Annotated in this window: 16 protein-coding genes; 13 read left to right on the top strand and 3 right to left on the bottom strand. The window is 56.1% G+C overall.

The features are described from left to right. Positions 1–84 precede the first annotated feature (84 nt). Positions 85–759, bottom strand: coding sequence for a hypothetical protein (locus FHT73_RS12355; protein ID WP_246778825.1), 675 nt, complete (start codon positions 757–759; stop codon positions 85–87). A 560-nt stretch (positions 760–1,319) separates the two neighbouring features. On the opposite strand from FHT73_RS12355, the gene FHT73_RS12350 reads away from it, so the two are divergent. The 12 genes from FHT73_RS12350 (at position 1,320) to FHT73_RS12295 (ending at position 14,666) form a co-directional block, all read left to right on the top strand. Beyond that, a complete protein-coding gene (locus tag FHT73_RS12350) occupies positions 1,320–3,017 on the top strand; it encodes an EAL domain-containing protein (protein ID WP_183711935.1) in 1,698 nt (565 codons plus the stop codon). Positions 3,018–3,061: 44 nt separating this feature from the next. Next, a complete protein-coding gene (locus FHT73_RS12345) occupies positions 3,062–3,568 on the top strand; it encodes a ubiquinone biosynthesis methyltransferase UbiE (protein ID WP_112611168.1) in 507 nt (168 codons plus the stop codon). Next, positions 3,565–4,740 carry a class I SAM-dependent methyltransferase gene (locus FHT73_RS12340; RefSeq protein WP_015343793.1) on the top strand — a complete coding sequence of 392 codons (1,176 nt, stop codon included), beginning with the start codon at positions 3,565–3,567 and terminating at the stop codon, positions 4,738–4,740. Before FHT73_RS12345 ends, FHT73_RS12340 begins: the two co-directional genes overlap by 4 nt. Further along, complete coding sequence (locus FHT73_RS12335) at positions 4,737–7,097, top strand: SpoIIE family protein phosphatase (RefSeq protein WP_112611164.1); 2,361 nt, start codon at positions 4,737–4,739, stop codon at positions 7,095–7,097. Before FHT73_RS12340 ends, FHT73_RS12335 begins: the two co-directional genes overlap by 4 nt. Positions 7,098–7,101: 4 nt before the next feature. After that, entirely contained in the window at positions 7,102–7,656 is a 555-nt protein-coding gene (locus FHT73_RS12330) for an ATP-binding protein (protein WP_183711933.1), read from the top strand. Positions 7,657–7,674: 18 nt separating this feature from the next. Continuing rightward, on the top strand, positions 7,675–8,013 hold the full coding sequence (locus FHT73_RS12325) for a hypothetical protein (RefSeq protein ID WP_183711931.1): 339 nt from the start codon (positions 7,675–7,677) through the stop codon (positions 8,011–8,013). Positions 8,014–8,567: 554 nt separating this feature from the next. Continuing rightward, positions 8,568–9,581, top strand: coding sequence for a UDP-glucuronic acid decarboxylase family protein (locus FHT73_RS12320; protein ID WP_112611162.1), 1,014 nt, complete (start codon positions 8,568–8,570; stop codon positions 9,579–9,581). Then, the gene (galE, locus tag FHT73_RS12315) at positions 9,581–10,567 is read left to right on the top strand and encodes a UDP-glucose 4-epimerase GalE (RefSeq protein ID WP_183711929.1); all 987 of its coding nucleotides are present in this window, start codon (positions 9,581–9,583) and stop codon (positions 10,565–10,567) included. The genes FHT73_RS12320 and galE overlap by 1 nt, the downstream gene beginning before the upstream one ends. Then, on the top strand, positions 10,564–12,396 hold the full coding sequence (locus FHT73_RS12310) for a glycosyltransferase family 2 protein (RefSeq protein ID WP_183711927.1): 1,833 nt from the start codon (positions 10,564–10,566) through the stop codon (positions 12,394–12,396). Before galE ends, FHT73_RS12310 begins: the two co-directional genes overlap by 4 nt. A 240-nt stretch (positions 12,397–12,636) precedes the next feature. Continuing rightward, complete coding sequence (locus FHT73_RS12305; protein ID WP_183711925.1) at positions 12,637–13,176, top strand: DUF995 domain-containing protein; 540 nt, start codon at positions 12,637–12,639, stop codon at positions 13,174–13,176. A gap of 17 nt (positions 13,177–13,193) precedes the next feature. Continuing rightward, entirely contained in the window at positions 13,194–14,141 is a 948-nt protein-coding gene (locus tag FHT73_RS12300; protein WP_112611156.1) for a glycosyl hydrolase, read from the top strand. Between the two features lie 60 nt (positions 14,142–14,201). After that, positions 14,202–14,666 carry a DUF995 domain-containing protein gene (locus FHT73_RS12295; RefSeq protein WP_246712100.1) on the top strand — a complete coding sequence of 155 codons (465 nt, stop codon included), beginning with the start codon at positions 14,202–14,204 and terminating at the stop codon, positions 14,664–14,666. 131 nt (positions 14,667–14,797) lie between these two features. On the opposite strand, the gene FHT73_RS12290 is transcribed toward FHT73_RS12295, so the two are convergent. After that, complete coding sequence (locus tag FHT73_RS12290; protein WP_112400100.1) at positions 14,798–15,118, bottom strand: hypothetical protein; 321 nt, start codon at positions 15,116–15,118, stop codon at positions 14,798–14,800. A 488-nt stretch (positions 15,119–15,606) separates the two neighbouring features. Here FHT73_RS12290 and FHT73_RS12285 point away from each other — a divergent pair, with 488 nt between their 5' ends. Next, positions 15,607–16,737: an AraC family transcriptional regulator gene (locus FHT73_RS12285; RefSeq protein WP_112400099.1), complete on the top strand. Its 1,131-nt coding sequence runs from the start codon at positions 15,607–15,609 to the stop codon at positions 16,735–16,737. 133 nt (positions 16,738–16,870) lie between these two features. Here FHT73_RS12285 and FHT73_RS12280 read toward each other — a convergent pair whose 3' ends face one another. Then, complete coding sequence (locus FHT73_RS12280) at positions 16,871–17,878, bottom strand: LacI family DNA-binding transcriptional regulator (protein WP_183711923.1); 1,008 nt, start codon at positions 17,876–17,878, stop codon at positions 16,871–16,873. Positions 17,879–18,090 lie beyond the last annotated feature (212 nt).

Raw genomic sequence — 18,090 nt, 5'->3', positions numbered from 1 at the left:
CCCGTGGGCCGCCTGCCGGATTGCGCCGCGAGCCGCCTCTCGCGCGTCAGGCCTTTGCTTTTTCCAGCCGCATCGCGAAATATATCACAATGCCCTTGAGGACAGGCGAGCGGCACGCTGTCTTCGGTTGGCATCCAGCGCCCGTCGAAAATCGAGGTCGGTTCTCGCATGGTGACGGAGGTCGTCGAGAAAACAAGAGATATCTTCGAGCGTATCGACGACGACATATCGCAGACCACCGCCGGCATCGATCAGATCGTGGCCGATGCTGACGCCGAAGCCGTTGGCTACCTTGCGAAACCATGCCGAGCGCCAGCGCTTGAAACCATCGGGGTCCGACTGAAACTCTGCGAGCAGCATCTTTTGCTGATCAAGCCGCGCAAGGAATGTTTCAACCACATCCTGTGAGCCGGCCTTCGGCCTTTCCGCCTTCCTTGCCAGCCATTTTTCAAGAAGCTGAGAGCTGGGCTGCGGCGCTATCGCTTCATCGCGCTCCATCAGAGCCGCGGAATCAATATCCAGGCGCTCCGCGCCCTCCTTGTGCTGGGCCTCATCCACGGGCGAACCTGCTTGTATCTCCTGCTGCAAAGCCAAGGTCTGCTTGAGATCGGCGGCAAGCTCTCCCCAGATGGATCTCGATGATTCAGCCGATCTTGCTTTCATCCGGCGGGAGGTTTTGACTTCGATGATAAAGGGCTTTGTCTGTTTAACCATGATGCTTCGATATGTGCCCGATGATGGAGCGCAGTTGATGGACAATCACTATGAATAAGAGGCTGGCATTCTCTGGGAGCAACACCGCAGCAGGGCGATCGTCCGCGGATATTGAAGGTCTAGGCCCTACACCAAACCGCTTGATGAGGCAATCTCCGCCGCCGCCTCATCCCAAATGGGCATCAATGCATTGCGACCTGATCTGCGTCACGGGCGTATGGCATAAGTCGGGACGATCATCAGGGAGGCCGCTTTAACGGCACTCATGTCTGCGAATCAACGATCTTGTAATCGGACCATCCGATACGCACCACAACCACTGCAATGCCTCTACCGCGACAATACAATCTCAGTGCATTCAAAATGAAACAAACGAGGTCGTGGCAGTCAGTTTAAACTGCATATGTCTTAGCAATCATTGCTAAATATGAAGGTCTCGTAATATATTCGCTTAAAGCGGCTGCCGCCTTCTGGTAAGTTATCACTTGCGCGCGTACGCTCGATGAGATTGCGATCATTGATAGGCGTGCTCCGATGCCAACGGACCAGTTCAAACTGCACAATGCCCGGATTTTGCGCGGCCGGCTTGGGGAGGACGAGGCCATATGCCCGAGAACCGAGTGGATCGGTCGCAGCAAACTCTCTACGGGTCCGAATCCGACAACGGTTTAGAGGCGACGGTCTCGCTTTGGGATCTGGATTTCAAACTACTCGATTGCTCGAAGCGATTCAAAGAGCATATCGGTCTTGCGCCCCGGAGCGAGGTATCCTTGTGGGAAGCCTATCCCGCGCTTGCGAAGCCGACGCTTGCCGAGCTTATTAATAAAGTCATAGACACAGGCGAACCTTGCACGATCCAGTTCGACGATCCGACGCAGGGAAAGCGCCGCTTGCTCGCCTCCCGTATTCGAGTGGGGCTTCTGATCGTCGAAACCAATGGAGCACATGAAAGCCCATCGTCCGAAGACAATGAAAAAGCACAGCTCATCCATCAGGCAACGCACGATGTCCTCACCGGACTGCCCAATCGCCGCCAATTCAGCGCGGCTCTGACGCAACTGCTTCCGGTTACCGGCAAGGTTGGGCCGGCGCTGATGCAGCTCGACCTCGATGATTTCAAGCCCGTCAACGACACACTTGGCCACGGAGCCGGCGATATCGTACTGAAACTCGCCGCCGAGAGGATTACGAAAGCACTCGGCCGCGGCGGAACGGCCTACCGTCTCGCTGGCGATGAATTCGCCATCATCCAGATCGGTCCGCAGCGGGCCCTGGAGGCGGAACGGTTGGCAGACGCGCTGGTGGCCGAATTCAAAAAGCCGTTCACGGTCAACGGCATCTCTCTCTTCGTCGGCGTCAGCGTGGGGATCGCAATCGCGCCGCGCGACGGCAACGAGGGAGAACAGCTGATGAAGGCTGCCGATGTCGCCCTTTATGCCGCTAAGAAGGAAGGGCGGCGGCGGGCGCGGACGTTCGATCCGGCCATGCTGATCGTGGTCGAACAAAGGGAGCTGCTGCGGCGCAGCCTGCGCGTGGCACTACAGCGCGATGAGTTCTTCATCGAATACCAGCCGCTGGTGGAGCCTCCGTCCAATGTGGTCGGCTTCGAGGCGCTCCTACGCTGGCGGCACCCGACCCTCGGGGTCATTCCGCCGGCGGCTTTCATTCCAATGGCCGAAGCCGATGGTCTGATGCGTGAAATCGGCCAGTGGATGCTGGAGGAAGCCTGCCGCGAGGCCTTGGCATGGCCGGAGCACTATACGCTTGCCGTCAATCTTTCTCCGGCGGAGTTCCTGACACCGGGCCTCACCGATCGCGTTTCTCAAACGCTCGATATCGTCGGATTTCCAGCCGAACGCCTGGAGCTGGAAATCACCGAAGGCGTGCTTCTGGAGCGGACCATCAACAATCTCGACACGCTGAACACGCTGAACGTGCTCGGCATTCAGATTTCCCTCGATGATTTCGGCACCGAATATTCCTCGCTCAGCTACCTCAAGAATTTCCCCTTCGATACGATCAAGATCGATCGCTATTTCATCAGGGATCTTTTGCAGGACGGCAAAAGCCAGGCCATTGTGCGCTCCGTCATCGGCCTTGCACATGGCCTGGGCATGCGGGTGACGGCGGAGGGTGTCGAGACGCGGCAACAGGCGGCTTGGCTCCAGCAGGAGGGCTGCGACCGCCTGCAAGGCTATAGCATCAGCCCTCCGCTGAGCGCCGACAAGCTTGATGATTTCATAAGGCAGGGTGCACGCGATCAGTCGGCCGCGACATTCGACGAATTTCACGCAAGTCCGTGAGTTTTTGAAGCGCATTTCATTCGGGAATTTTTCGAGAGGATACCATGCGGGTGCAGGTGGACGCGGCTTTCGAGCCATTGCTTGAACTGGAAATGGAGATGGCGACCCTTGTGGCAGACTGGTCGAATTGCGATCAATGTGCCTCTTACGTGGCTCGCATGGTCAGCCACGATCGGCACGATCCCATCCGTCATGCGAACCTGCTTTCGGCAGCCCTGAACGAGCTTTTCGAAATGTCGTTCCACACCAGAGAAAGCACCGGTACCCTTACCTTTCGCGTCTACCGGAATGGCTCGATCGAGCGGATCGAACTGGCCTTTCCCTGCTCGGCCGAGCAGCGCAATTTGTATGAAACCATCGTCCAGCGCATTAGAAGCGGCCAGGCGCTCGCAAACTATCTCGATGTCATCACCGACGACACCGCGGGTGCCGAGCAGGCGATCCTCCTCGGCCTTGCCGTCAATTACGATGCCGACATCGAGCTGTCCATTCGGGATAAGGGAACAACGACTTTCGTGGTAGACCTCGCTCTCGAAAGGCTACTCAATTGAACAACCGCTCCTCTGGCCGTTTCACAGCGCAATTCGATGCCAACAATCAAGAATTCTCTCTATCCGGAGTTCTGAGGCCACATTCAGTTGCCGAGCTTGCCGATGATCTCGCCCTGTTGCGCAACGGCATCGAAACGGTGAACGGCGTCTGCTACGTCAATCTGAAACGCGTCATCCACATGAACAATACGGCGTTCCGTGCCCTGACGCGTGTCCTGCTCGATGCCACGCGATCGAGGCCGGATCTCAAACTGACGGTCGTAGCTTCCAGTGTCGTTGCATGGGCATCGCGACTGTTTCGCCATTTGAGCGATCTGTCACCCAACATTATCGTCGAGATCTATGATTCCGCCTTCTATCCCGGGCAGACATTCGTGGAGAATCAGAGCTTCATCCCGATCCTGCGAACCCAGACGAAGATGACCTGGCGTCACGAGCGCGAGATATTGCCGCGGCACGGCCTTCGAGAGGGTTTGCATATCGCCGACATCTGCTGCGGCATCGGCGATTTCGCCATGCTGCTGCGGAAGGATTTCAAACCCGCGCGGATCGTTGCCCTCGACCATTCGATCCCCAGCCTGGAATATGCCCGCAAGGTGGCGGAGGATTTCAATGTCCACGACATCGAATATACCTATGGCGATGCATCCCAGATGCTGTTCGAGAGCGACCAGTTCGATTTCGTGACCTGCAGGCACTCGTTGCAGATCTTCGACCGCCCGGATGTTCTGCTTCGCGAACTCTATCGCATATGCAAGCCAGGCGGCAGGGTCTACATCACCAACGAGAAGAACTCCCATTGTCTTGGTGAGCCCAGAGCCGAGAGCATTCAATGGACCTATAACGAGGTCGCGAAACTGTTCGCGCATTTCGATATGGATGTCGAGATGGGCCCCAAGGGGCGCCGCATGCTACTGGATGCCGGCTTCAAGGATGTGCGCATGGAAAGCTTCATGGTCACGAATCTCGATGGCGATCCTCAGGATTTCGCTGACATCATCACGGCATGGCAGAATGTCTATGCCGATGAAATGGCGGTCAGAAGAGGGGATTCGGCCGCATTTATCGAGCGATTCAAGCAAGGTTTCGCCGATCATATTTTTGCCGCGCTCCACCCAAGAGGCTATGCGGGCTGGCCGATCTGGGCTTCTTCGGGACAGAAACCGCTATGACGGACGCGCCAATCGCCAAGCAACGGCTCGGATTGCGCTCATTTCGCGCCAAGTTTCTCCTCGTCGTCGGGGGAGCCGTTCTCTTCGACCTGCTCGTCAGCGGCGGCCTTGCTTTATGGAACGTCCAGCGCCTATCGCGCAACGCCACGATGGAAGTGGGACAAGGTCTCGAGAAAGCGAGCCAGGATTATATCGGCTCCTATGCGGATTCGACCGCCGCAGAGGTCGGTTTGCTGATCGACCAGGTCCATTCCGATGTGAAGGCGCTGGCGGGCGTGCTGCAGGGACAGATCGACAATCCGGCGCGGAGTCTCGATGTCGGTGCTGCTATGAGCAGAGCGTCGCCAGGCGCTGTAACTGTGACCTACGACCAAGCCGGCCAGTGGTCACAAAACCTGCCCGGCACACCCTCGGTCGTCAGCGTCTGGGGTTACCTGCTTGATAAGGATCACCATCCCCTGCCTCAGGTTCAGGCAGACATAGAATGGAGCGCGGTGCTCGATCTGGTTGCTCCTTCCTTGCTGCACAACGGCGCGTCGAAGCTGCAGATGTATTATATCGGCCCGAGGGAGCGTCCGATTTTCCGGACTGCTCCCTATACGACGCAAGCGCAGACCTTTGACCGGCTCTATCCCGGTCACAACAGCTCCGATTTTTGGACATTCTTCTTTCCAGGCCTATACGAATCCTGGCAGCAATGGGCCTCCAACCCCTCATCCCGCCCCGTTGCCGATTACATCACCCAGACGGCTCCCTATACCGACGCTATCACCGGCAAGCTGATCGTCAGCTTTTTCCATCCGCTCTGGACGCCCGATAGGCATCAGGTGGCCGGTGCGGCCGGCGCAGATATTACACTCACACAGCTTGCCGAGATCGTCGAACATGTGAAAGTCGCTCAAACCGGCTTCGGCTTTCTTGCCATGTCGAATGGGAATGTGGTTGCAATCAATCCCGTAGGCGAAAAGGTCATCGGCTTGCGCGCCGCCAACGATGCCGCCGCCAAGGGGGTTACCGGCCTCGACCGATCCTTGCGCAACAGCACGCAAGCGGCCATTACCAAGCTTCCGCTCGACGCCGACGGCGTGATCCAGCACATCAGCCTCCGCGAACAGGGAGAGGACGTTCCTTATCTCGCGGTCGTCAAGCAATTGCGCCCGACCAATCTCTGGGTGGACGGACCGGTCAAGAGCGAGGTCATGTCGCTCGGGATCGTGGTGCCCGAGCGCGAGATCTACGCCTCGCTCATCGCCGCCAAGGATGAAATATCGCGGGCGACCAACCGCATTCTGCTCTATCAGATCATGGCCGTTCTCGTGTCTCTGATGATCGTCACGGCGGCGGTCTTTGCGGCCTCGAAACGCGTCACCAGCGGCATCAGCGCGCTGGCGAGCGCCGCAAAGCGCATACAGGCGAAGGATTATTCGGTTAGGGTCGATATTTCGACCAGGGATGAAGTTGGGGATGCCGGTATCGCTTTCAACAGGATGGCGGAGGATATCAGCTTCCACACCGAAAACCTCGAAAAGCTCGTTTCGGATCGGACCAGCGAGATCGAGGCGGCCAAGGAAGAGATCTCAACCCTCAATAACCAACTCAAGAACGAAAACCTGCGGCTGGGTGCGGAACTCAACGTCGCCAGGCAGATCCAGCTCATGGTCTTGCCGCGGGCCAAGGAACTGACGGCAATCAACAATCTGGAGATCGCCGCCTACATGCGCCCGGCAGATGAAGTCGGCGGCGACTACTATGATGTTCTGCAGAACGGAAAGAACCTGAAAATCGGCATCGGTGACGTGACCGGCCATGGGCTGGAAAGCGGGGTGCTGATGCTGATGGTCCAGTCGATTGCCCGCGCCCTGCAGGAGGCGGGTGAGATGGACCCGGCAAAATTCCTGACCGATCTCAATCGGACGATCTTCAAGAACATCGAACGGACCCGGACCGACAAGCATATTACCTTGTCGTTCCTCGATTACGACGGCGAGAGATTGACGATATCCGGTCAGCACGAAGACATGATCATCATTCGCCAGGATGGCAAGGTGGAGCGGATAGATACGGGCGATCTCGGCCTTCCGGTCGGTCTTGAGCCTGATATCGCTCCCTTTATCGATACGCGGCAAGTGCCCTTCGAGAAGGGCGACATGGTTGTGCTGCATACCGATGGCGTCACGGAAGCGGAGAATTCGAAAGGAGAGCTGTTTGGCTTCGACAGGCTTTTGGAGGACGCCCGCCGCCTGCATGGCGGGACTGCGCAGGAAGTCGTCGCAGGCATACTCGACGACTTGATGGCTTATATCGGGACCCACAAGATCCATGACGATATTACCCTTGTGGTGATGCGGCACAGGTGAGGAAATGACGACAGCAATTTTCGGCGAGGAACGCCTGGCTTCGTTCGATGCCACCAACGCTCTTCGCATACGACTATTCGACGGGCCGCTGCATCTGGCATGGCGCCATTCGGCCATGACATCCGACTTTATCGCGGAGACGATAGCGCTCGGCTTCCGCTCTTCCGAGCGACAATATAAGTCGGTGCGGCACGACATTGGTTATGTGACCAACGAACTCATCGAAAATTCGATCAAATTCCGCGCCTCGGGCGAGATCCTTATCGAGGCATTGAGGGATGGCCATTGTTTCCGGATGCGGATTATGAACTTGATCGACCGCGAAGCGATGGCGCGCTTCCAACAATTATTATTGAGGGTTACCACTGGCGATCCCGGCGATCTCCTCATAGAACAGATTGAAACAAGCGTTCTTGCCGGCGGCAACGCGTCGGGGCTAGGACTTTTGACATTGATGAGCGACTACCAGGTTCAGTTGGCCTGGCATTTCGACGAGGATGGTCCGCACAAGCGGGTCAAACTCCAAACCTATGCCGCCATGGCGATACCATCGGCGTGAACCCGCGAGAGGCCCTTTATGGAAATAAAAGAAGAAGCATTTCGCATCTGGTCCGAAGGCAGTACCCTATATTTTGACGGCACCATGCGCATGGCCGGTCCCGATGCCTATGCACCGGTCTATGAGCTGGCCAGGTCAGTCCTTCATGGAAGTGGAGGCAAAGCGACTTTCGATCTGACAGGTCTGCAATTCTTGAATTCTTCAGGCATCAACCTGCTTGCCAAACTGACCATAGAAGCACGCAAACATCCGGATATTCACCTCACAGTATGTGGCTCCTCGCAAATTCCCTGGCAGATGAAATCATTACCGAACTTGAAAAAACTGCATCCGCGTCTGGATCTGCGACTGACCTGAACCAGGTCGCGCAAGTGGGCAGCGGTTTTGCGATCACGACATGCGTTAAATCAAAGACCCAAGCGGAAGGCCAGTCTGAAAGATCGCGACGCTCCTTAGCAATCGAACAGCCACCCCTCTTATTTAGGTGCGCCATCGCCACTGTCGAAAGCTCGATGCCGAGCCGCGTCGTGAAACAAGCTGCTGTCTGCGTCTGTCTCGAGCAATCTCGGTTAGCTACCACTTACTCTTATTGATTTCTTGATTTGGCTAGTTAAAAACGCCGACCTACCGGCATCATGGGCATATATTACAGCAAATCTTAGTTAAAATAGTAAAATATGCGTTACGCTTGCCACACATTACTTGAGCCTATTATTTTTGTTCCATGTGATAAAAATGGACAGAATGTAAAGCTTCCGCATTCCCTGATAACGACAGAATTATTAATTTTTTGTAAAAGATAACCAGAAATTGCAACAATAATTACTTGTTGTAAAAAGTCTTTCACAGGACGGAGGAAAGTTCTCCTCCCCCTGAATACTGTGTCGTGTCTAAATTATCGGGAGGGTTTGATGGGCATAGCGTTCAAATCTACAAATATAACACTCAACAACACTAAAAGACGTACAATTCTCGTTGCAGGAGGTGCGGGCTTCCTTGGCTCACATCTTTGCGATCGACTTTTGCAGGATGGTCATGAAGTCATATGCGCGGATGATTTTTCAACCGGGCGGATGGACAATCTATGGCATCTGCTTCGTTACGAGACGTTCAGTTTCATCCGCCACGACGTCATCGCATCACTCGATCTACCTGTCGACGAAATCTACAATCTGGCCTGCCCGGCATCTCCGCCGCACTATCAGGCCGATCCGATCCGTACGATGAAAACATGCGTTTTCGGCTCGCTCAACTTGCTGGAGCTGGCCACATATCATCAAGCGCGCATTTTCCAGGCCTCGACCTCGGAAATCTACGGCGACCCCCAAGTGCATCCGCAGCCGGAAAACTATTGGGGTAACGTCAATTCCTTCGGCCCTCGCTCGTGCTACGATGAAGGCAAACGCTCCGCTGAAACGCTTTTCCGTGACTTTCACGCTCGCCACGGCGTAGACATCAGGATCGCGCGCATCTTCAACACCTATGGACCGCGCATGCGTCCCGACGATGGCCGCGTTGTTTCCAATTTCATCGTGCAGGCGCTCAAGGGTGAGGATATCACCGTCTATGGCGACGGCTCCCAGACGCGCTCCTTCTGCTATGTCGCCGACCTGATCGAGGGCTTCATTCGCCTGATGGCCGACCAAACGACCATCCATACGCCCGTCAATCTCGGCAATCCGGCGGAATTTACCGTGCGCGATCTTGCCGAACAGGTCATCGCGATTACCGGCTCCAAGTCGAAGATAGTCCATAAGCCCTTGCCAATCGACGATCCCCGCCAGCGGCGGCCCGATATCACCGTGGCGCAGCGCGAGTTGGGATGGGAACCGTCCATCGCGCTGGCGGATGGATTGAAGTCCACCATCGCGTATTTCGAACGTCAGTTGGTACGTGCGAGCAGCGAACTTTTCGAGGTTGCGTGATGGGCAAGAAAAAAATACTCGTCGTGGGTGGCGCCGGCTTCATCGGCAGCCACACCGCGAAACTCCTCCATCACCAAGGCTTCGAGCCGGTTGTCTATGACAATCTCTCGACGGGCCACCTGACCTCCGTGCGCTGGGGACCGTTTGTGGAAGGAGATATTCTCGACACATCCCATCTTGCCGAGACAATCGAGGAGCACGGGCCTGCAGCAATCATCCATTTCGCTGCCTCCGCCTATGTCGGAGAGTCCGTTGAAAATCCCGCAAAATACTATGCCAATAATGTGAGCGGCACACTGTCAGTTCTGGAGGCGTGCCGCCGCACGGGCGCGGACAAACTGATCTTTTCATCGAGCTGTGCGATCTACGGAATTCCCGCCCATCTGCCAATCCGCGAATGCGAGACGCCTCAGCCGATAAATCCCTACGGCAGAACCAAGCTGATTGCCGAACATATGCTGGCCGACTATTCGGCAGCCTATGGCCTTTCCTATGTGGCGCTGCGTTACTTCAACGCCTCTGGCGCCGATCCGGAACAGGAACTCGGCGAGTGGCATAATCCCGAAACGCATCTCATTCCCCGTGCATTGCTGGCGGCGGCCGGAACGACCGAAACCTTGGAAGTCTACGGCGACGATTACGACACGCCGGACGGCACGTGTGTGCGCGACTATATCCATGTGCTGGATCTTGCCAAGGCGCATGTCCTGGCGGTCGAATATCTGCTGGCTGGCGGAAGCAATCTTGCCGTCAATCTGGGAAGCGGCCGCGGCACGTCAATCAAGGAAATTGTCGGCGCGATCGAGCGCGTTTGCGGGCGCCAGGTTCCTGTCGCCATGCACAGGCGGCGGCCGGGCGATCCGCCTACCCTTTATGCCGCTTCGGATCTTGCTGCCGAGAAGCTCGGCTTCCGCGCTCTGCATTCGGATATCGACACGATCATCCGGACTGCAGCTCCCTTCTTCGGGCTGGAGATGCGAGGATGACATCGATCCGAACACGAGCTCAAGCGATGAAGGACCGGGCGTTGATGACGCCGGTGCTGCAAGGTCGCAAGCGCGTAGAATATGTTGTGTGCGCCGCGTTGTGGCTCGCTGCACTCGGCTATTTCTGGAGCTGGTGGTTCGCGCCCGCGCACCATGTCGACGCTCTCGGGTCGATATTGGTGACCCTGGTGCTCGCCTGGGTGACGATCATTCCGGCCTATTTCATCATCGTCTTCTTCCGGGCCGAAAAGCCGACGGGTGAATTGCGGCTTCCCGCCGGCAGTCGCATCGCCATGGTGGTGACCAAAGCACCATCGGAGCCCTTTTCGGTGGTAGCCCGCACGTTGGATGCCATGCTGGCACAGGCAGTGACCCACGACAGCTGGCTGGCAGATGAAGATCCATCGCCCTCGACGCGGGATTGGTGCCGCAAATATGGCGTCCAGATTTCCACCCGGAAAGGGCGGGAAGATTATCACCGCCAGACATGGCCGCGGCGCACACGCTGCAAGGAAGGCAATCTTGCCTTCTTTTACGATCACTATGGCTATGAAGGCTATGATTTCGTCGTGCAGCTCGATGCCGACCATGTGCCCGAACAAGGCTATCTTTTCCAGATGCTTCGGCCCTTTGCCGACCCGGCAGTCGGCTATGTGTCCGCGCCGAGCATTTGCGACCAGAATGCCCATGAGAGCTGGGCGGCTCGCGGCCGCCTCTATGCGGAAGCCAGCATGCATGGATCGCTTCAGGCCGGGTTCAATCATGGGCTGTCACCGCTTTGCATCGGTTCGCACTATGCCGTCCGCACCAAGGCCCTCAAGAGCATTGGCGGGCTGGGACCTGAACTGGCGGAGGACCACTCCACCACGCTAATGATGAATGCCTATGGCTGGCGTGGCATTCACGCGCTCGATGCCATTGCTCATGGCGACGGTCCACGCACTTTCGCCGATCTCATCACCCAGGAGTTTCAATGGTCGCGCAGTCTCATGATGATCCTGCTGCAATATTCGCCAAGCTTGATCAAACGGCTGCCGCTACGTCTCAGAATACAGTTCCTGTTTTCGCAGCTCTGGTATTCCCTCTTTTCTCTCTTCATGGCGCTGATGTTCATTATGCCGATCATCGCGCTTACTATAGGAAAGACCTTCGTCGATGTGTCATATCCTGACTTTTTGCTGCATTTCGTGCCGCAGTCCATTCTGCTGATCCTGTTCGCCTACCGCTGGCGCAGTACGTATACGTTCAGACCGGTCGATGCGAGTATTCTGAGCTGGGAAATGACGTTGTTCCTGTTTGCTCGCTGGCCATGGGCGCTTATGGGTTCTCTCGCTGCCATTCGCGATTGGACGACTGGAACATTCGTGGATTTCCGCGTCACTCCGAAGGGTACATCGGACGTCGATCCTCTGCCATTCAGAGTTCTTGCACCCTATGCCATGCTCTCTTTTGTCTCGATCCTGCCGGTTCTATTTGTCAGTGCTGCGGAAGAGAGCAGCGGCTTCTATATCTTCGCGACGATGAATGCCACCATCTACACTTTACTGCTGCTGGTCATCATCGTTCAGCATGCGCGTGAAAATACGCTCAGCGCGAGCAGGCGCTTTTACCGGCCGGCGCTCGCAAGCGGTCTGATTGCTCTGACTGCCCTGCCATTTTTCGGCATCATGGAGCACGGCCGCGCCGGAGCACAATCATTGATTTGGGACACCGACGGCTACGTATTGTTCGATACTCGCTTTTCGGTGGCAGGTGCTGGAATTGGCGGTCGCGGACTGCACAGAATGGTGCTCAATCCGCACTGGCACGTGAGCGACACGGACAATTGAGTTTCATAGGGACACTATGGCGGAACGCAGATGAAAATGGCTGTTATGGAAACTGAGCAGGATCTCAGCGCGCTGGCGGAACGAAGCCATGCCCGTCGGACCGGCGCTCGCATCTGCGCCATAGGTAAGTCGGCAAGCACGCAGGGTAACCTGCGAGACATTGCCAGACGGCGAGACCGGCAGCGAGCCTTGAGGGCAGACGCGCCAAGGCTCGCCAATCACAAACACGGGAGAAATAATATGAAACCATCAAGGAAACAGACCTCCCTCCTCGCCGCAGCATCGCTGGCATGCGCGATCGTTCTCGGGCTTGCGACGGCGAGCAATGCGGCCGTAGCCGCGACTACCACCAAGGTGCCGGACGGCGCAAGGCCCATGACGGCGGCTGAACTCTACATGCTCTATCACGACAAGAGCTGGCGCTGGCCCGATGGCGCCGGCCGAATGCAGAATACCGACCGTCGGTTCTCAGCCTGGGTTGACGGAACCGGTGGACAATCCTGGGCTGAAGGCCGCTGGGCTATAACAGACACCGGCCGGCTGTGTCTGGAGGCAACCTGGCATGCCGCAAGCGGCCAGTTTCCGGCCAAGACCTGCTTCGTTCATCGCATCTTCGATGGAACGATCTATCAGAAACGCGAGACTGGCGGAGCATGGATTGTGTTTCGCCATCCCACTACCGAGAAAACCGATGAGGCAACAAACCTCATCGCCGATGATCTGGTCTCACAACGACTGGAGGCCTTGAAGACCTCTTTAACCGTCCGCAAGACCGAATAGAGGAAGGAGGCAATGCGATGAAAACCCTATCGAAACTAACGACGGCTTTGCTTGCGGCTGGCGCCCTCTGCGGGGGCGTATATGCTGCCAGCAACGGCTTGGATGCAAGGGCCGAGACCCGGCCGCTCTTCAATGACAAGAGGCCGATTATCACTCCCCAATCGCTACCGGGGGGTGCCTATGATCCCAACGGGGATTTTTCCAATGACCCCAATCCAAAGATCGAGCACCTCTTCCTGCCTTGGGAAGATGTCGATCTGTCGACGCTGAGCACGGCAGACGAATATGCCCGCAAGCGCGGGCGCTCGCTGCTGATCACGGTCGAGCCCTGGTCATGGGCCCGCAACTGGCGGGTCACACCAGCCGATCTCCTCAGTGGAATTCTGGCGGGTCACTACGATTCCAACATGACGGCGATCTGCTCCGCGGCCGCCAAGCTCAATACGCCCGTCACCATTCGCTGGGCTCAGGAAATGGACGAGAAGAACGGACAGTTCACCTGGGCCTATTGGAAGGCGGACGACTACGTGAAAGCCTATAAGCACGCGGTCACCGTCTGCCGCAAGAGCCTTCCCACGGCAAAGTACATGTGGTCGCCGATGGGCAAGGATGGGCTCGAAGCCTACTACCCCGGTGATTCATTCGTCGACGTCGTCGGATTGTCGGTGTTCGGTTACCAACCGTTCGATCTACGCAAGCTCGGGCGGGATTCGACCTTCGTGGAAGCAACCAAGCCCGGCTATGACCGTGTGAAGCGCTTCAAGAAGCCGATCGTGATCGCGGAGTTGGGCTATCAGGGCAACGAGGCCTATGTTCATGGATGGGCCGAGGAAGCCAACAAGCCGCACTCCGAATTCCCTAACCTGCAGGCAGTAGTTTATTTCAACGATCGTGAAGTCTACCCCTGGCCGGACGGTCTGGGCAGGCCGGACTGGCGGGTCGCCACACCGCCCCTGCTGAACTGACCGCGATGAAAGGTGGAGGATAAGTATATGTCCTGGTTCCGTTTCATCATCCTGAATACCATGTTCGCGATGCTGCTGGCCGGCACCGCGAACGCGGCGACGCATCGTCATATCGATCGAATGACGGCGCATGCGGCCCACCAAGCCATGCCGATGAGTGCGAGGGAACTCAAAAAGCTCTACGCAGGACGCTCCTGGATATGGAAAGACGGGGCCGGCTTCTTCTCCCGCCATCACCGCCGATTTACGGCCTGGTCGCACACGGGCGCTCGAAAATCCTATGCAAAGGGCACGTGGTATGCGACCGATCGCGGTAGACTCTGCATGAGCGCTGTCTGGCACAGCAAGAAAAGTGCAGCATCCAATGTGTCCTGCTTCCTGCATCGCGAGAAGGCTGGGATCATCTATCAGAAACGAGCATCAGGCGGAAAATGGTATGTGTTCCGTCATAATCCGATCAAACATGATGACGAAGTTCTGAAACTACGACGGGGCGATTATGTTCGCAGTCATCTGCCCGGTTGAAGTCGAATACTCACATAGGGGCTTTTCTTGGATAGCGGGCGGTACGCGTCCCCACTTGTTCCGTCGAACCACCATCCAGGGAATGCCCCTATTCTTTGCCGCGCATACCACGCGACAGTCGTTGGCTCACCTTAGAACGCGCCGCGATTGTAGCAATGCGACGTTCTTCCAAATCCGCTTGGCGTACAGATATAGGGAGAGCCCTTGAAGTAGTCCTCAGCGGAAATCGAAGTGGTGTTGGCAAGCGATCTTCCACTGTAGAAGACGACGTCGTTCTTTTGATACTTCTTCATATACAGCTGAACCGTCTTATTTTTTACATGCAGGTTCTCGGCTGCATTTGCGTTTGCAACCATTCCTGCCGAAATTGCAATCGCAAGTATTACAGGCACGGAAATAGCAATTTTTCGATTGCCAGTATTCAGATTGTAAGAGTTCTTCCAAAAACTCATAAGTTTACTCTCCTTTGCAAGTTTCACTCGTGTATTTCAGCTGAAAATATTTAAGCAACTTCTATAAATATCTTGAAAATATTAACGAAATCTGCTTAATTTCCCTACAGCCTTCCGGCGAGGAACTGCAACAATGCTGCCTGCGATGAATATAGCTTGGCGCGATATTCGATGGATGCACAGAGCCTTGACTCAGACATCCACAGACTTCTTTAGTTCGCTGGCCAAGGCGCATCGCAGGGCAGAATCATTTTCTCAAGACGTGATCCAATCACGTCCCTTCAGTCAGTCCGCCAACCGGCGGACGCTCGGATGGACTGAAATTCGGGCTGTTTTGCGACGATGGGGGAATATCTTAGATATGCAAGATCTATACTATCCCCGCGCGATCTATTTTGGCCGTCCATCACTCCCTTTCATCCGCCCGTTGCCAGAACAATGCGGCGACCGCCAATCGAGTTGGAATGCTTCGTCGAAAGGCTATTACGATGATGTGGGATAAAACGGGGACCAGCTCCGAACAACCGACCCTTGTCGAAAGGCGCCGCTGGCCCCGCATTTCCGATGCTCCCCTTTGCGGCAACGCTACAGACCTGCCGGTACTCGTGTCGCTGCCGTTTTCCACGTCCAATGAGGCTCCCAACCAGCAATTCCCGGCTTGGCGGAAGCATATGGCGCCTTTGATCGATGCTTATCTTCCCGAGAGCGCCGAGGCCGCTGATGGCTTTGCTGCGAGCCAAACCGTATGGAATCTGGAAGGGGCACTTCTCGTTCAGCAGCAAACGCCGGCTTTCCGTTATGAGCGCCCCGCAGAAAAAGTACGCTTTAGCGCCATAGATCATTGGCAGATCACCTTTTTGCGCACGGGCAGAACATGGACCAGCGTCAACGGACATGTGGTCGAAAATGAGCCTGGCATGATGGAAATCCGGGCACTTGGCTGCCCGTTCTACGGCCGCACCATAAGCGCGCAATCTGTCTCCCTTATCCTGCCTTGCGATCTGTTTGCCGATCACGGCGGACTGCCTGGAGCAAGCAACAACATCGTCCTGGGGGGTGAGCGCGTCAAGTTGCTGGCTGACTACATTGCTTTTCTTGAAGCAAACCTCGACCGTTTGACAAAAGACGACCTGCACAGTGTACGCAACCAACTGCAGGAAATGATATTTCATAGTGTCGCACCGCTGGTGAACGGCCACACGACCGGCGATCGCAGCTCCGAGATCGGCCTGATGACGAAAGCTCGTCGCTTTATTCAGAACAATCTCGGATCGGCGGATCTAACCCCTGAAGCATTGAGCCGTGAATTGGCAATCTCCCGAACCCGGCTTTATGAACTGTTCCAGACATCGGGTGGTGTGTTGAACTATGTGAGAAGACGAAGACTTCTGGCTGCACGCGCAGCACTTGCCGACCTGAGCAACGGTCAGAAAATTGCAGATATAGCAGGTAATCTCGGCTTTGAATCAGCAGCTAACTTCAGCCGGGCCTTCACACACGAATTCGGCTATAGCCCAAGCGAAGTCCGCAGGCATACAGGCGAATGCAAGGTCGATCATCTACCGCAGATGACGGAGACATCCACCTTCGGCGACTGGCTTAACACGCTCGGTATTTGAGCGGTATAAAGCTACATATCGGTATGGCAGTTCCGACGGCAGTAGTTCAGATATTGCACAGATAAATGTGGCGAGTCATAGATGCAGTCGATATGCAGTGTACCGCCTGCTAGATCACCGACATCACCCGCTTTCAATCCGGCTGCGGTGAAGAGGTTGTTTCCCCCTCGGAAATCGCGCAGGGCAACAAGAGTGGTTTGCCGAGCTCGGGGGCATCCTGCCGGCTCAATAAAACAGCGACCGCTGCCGCCGCTATGTCCTGAATTGGCTGCTTGACGGTGGTCAGGCGTGGGATTGTCATGCTTGCAAGCGGAATGCCGTCAAAGCCGACGATGGAAAGGGCAGCCGGGATTGGAATTCCCAAGTCATGAGCTGCCCTCATGCAGCCGATCGCCTGTTGGTCGGAACTTGCGAATATCGCGGTTGGGCGCTCGTGGCGCGCGCGCGCTAGAAGATAGTTTCCGGCGGACCGACCGCTTTCATAGTCGAAGGCGGCTTCGGCGATCAGTGGCGCCGCATTCTGCTTGCCCTCGCTGATCAGCTCCATCGCATCGATATAGCCCTTGAGACGATCATTCGCAGGAACTGAGTCTTTTGGACCGGAAATAAAGCCTATACGGCGATGGCCCAGCTTCACGAGATGTTCGACACCGAGGCGCACGCCGCTTCGATGATCGGCAGCAATGCCGGAATATCCCGGAAGGAGGCGATCGACGATGACGATCGGCAACCCCTTCGGCGGCTTGAGCGTATGGAAATCATTGCTCGGAACAAGGATGATGCCATCCACCTTCCGGCTTGTCAGCTGGCCGATTCGATCCGCCTCCTTGGCTGCATGATCAAAGGAGGTCATGACGATGATGTTATAGCCATGCCTTGCCGCCGCCTGCTCTGCGGATTGCACAAGTTCCGAAAAGAAGGGGTTGGTAAGATCGGGAATGACGATGCCGATGAGCCGGCTGACCTTGCCGCGCATGCTTCTGGCAGATGGGTCTGGCATATAGCCGAGCTGCTCGATAATGCCTCTGACCCGCACTCTCAATTCGCCGGTCACGGAGGGATGATCATTCAAAACCCGCGAAACGGTCCCGGTGGAAACTCCTGCCAGCTTGGCAACGTCACGAATTCCGACCTTTGGCATATGGATACCAATATCCCTTCATCTCACCTTCCGGCGCGTCCTGATCCGGGCTCTCAGCTAATGGTCTCTGCAATCTTAGTCAAAGGCTTCATGTCAAGCTGATCTTCCATTGCTTCCACATAAACGCTCCGCACAATGGAAACGGTTCATCATACCTCTCTTCCAGCATTGGTAAAGTTGAATTTTTAGCCAGGTTTCAGCCGGAGTTTATA

Origin of the sequence: Rhizobium sp. BK098, assembly GCF_014193155.1 — a bacterium.
Lineage (GTDB): Bacteria > Pseudomonadota > Alphaproteobacteria > Rhizobiales > Rhizobiaceae > Rhizobium.
Note: the sequence above shows the minus strand (reverse complement) of the source record. Positions and strands in the feature narration are given on the sequence as shown.

Coding starts and splice junctions, on each gene's coding strand:
- FHT73_RS12330 (WP_183711933.1), top strand. CDS start 7,102: ATGACGACAGCAATTTTCGGCGAGGAACGCCTGGCTTCGTTCGATGCC.
- FHT73_RS12300 (WP_112611156.1), top strand. CDS start 13,194: ATGAAAACCCTATCGAAACTAACGACGGCTTTGCTTGCGGCTGGCGCC.
- FHT73_RS12290 (WP_112400100.1), bottom strand. CDS start 15,118: ATGAGTTTTTGGAAGAACTCTTACAATCTGAATACTGGCAATCGAAAA.
- FHT73_RS12280 (WP_183711923.1), bottom strand. CDS start 17,878: ATGCCAAAGGTCGGAATTCGTGACGTTGCCAAGCTGGCAGGAGTTTCC.
- FHT73_RS12305 (WP_183711925.1), top strand. CDS start 12,637: ATGAAACCATCAAGGAAACAGACCTCCCTCCTCGCCGCAGCATCGCTG.
- FHT73_RS12310 (WP_183711927.1), top strand. CDS start 10,564: ATGACATCGATCCGAACACGAGCTCAAGCGATGAAGGACCGGGCGTTG.
- FHT73_RS12345 (WP_112611168.1), top strand. CDS start 3,062: ATGCGGGTGCAGGTGGACGCGGCTTTCGAGCCATTGCTTGAACTGGAA.
- FHT73_RS12335 (WP_112611164.1), top strand. CDS start 4,737: ATGACGGACGCGCCAATCGCCAAGCAACGGCTCGGATTGCGCTCATTT.
- FHT73_RS12285 (WP_112400099.1), top strand. CDS start 15,607: ATGATGTGGGATAAAACGGGGACCAGCTCCGAACAACCGACCCTTGTC.
- FHT73_RS12350 (WP_183711935.1), top strand. CDS start 1,320: ATGCCCGAGAACCGAGTGGATCGGTCGCAGCAAACTCTCTACGGGTCC.
- FHT73_RS12320 (WP_112611162.1), top strand. CDS start 8,568: ATGGGCATAGCGTTCAAATCTACAAATATAACACTCAACAACACTAAA.
- galE (WP_183711929.1), top strand. CDS start 9,581: ATGGGCAAGAAAAAAATACTCGTCGTGGGTGGCGCCGGCTTCATCGGC.
- FHT73_RS12295 (WP_246712100.1), top strand. CDS start 14,202: ATGTTCGCGATGCTGCTGGCCGGCACCGCGAACGCGGCGACGCATCGT.
- FHT73_RS12325 (WP_183711931.1), top strand. CDS start 7,675: ATGGAAATAAAAGAAGAAGCATTTCGCATCTGGTCCGAAGGCAGTACC.